The 254-nt window shown below is 67.3% G+C and carries 1 pseudogene; it reads right to left on the bottom strand.

The annotated features are described in order from the left end of the window. Nucleotides 1–254, bottom strand: a pseudogene (locus AC0IW9_RS31305) (porphobilinogen synthase); the annotation flags it as partial.

The raw sequence follows: 254 nt of genomic DNA, 5'->3' as shown, positions 1-254 counted from the left end.
CGCTTGAACGCCATCAGCGTCTCCAGCACCAGCGCGTCGCGGTCGCCCGCGCCGACCGCGGCGGACGCCTCGATCATCGCGTATTCGCCGCTGACCTGATAGGCGAAGACGGGCACTTCGAACCGGGTCTTCACCGCGCGGACGATGTCGAGATACGGCAGGCCGGGCTTGACCATGATCGTGTCCGCCCCTTCCGCGAGGTCGAGCGCGACTTCGCGCAAGGCCTCTTCGGCGTTGGCGGAGTCCATCTGGTA

Source organism: Belnapia sp. AC561 (genome assembly GCF_979252845.1).
Note: the sequence above shows the minus strand (reverse complement) of the source record. Positions and strands in the feature narration are given on the sequence as shown.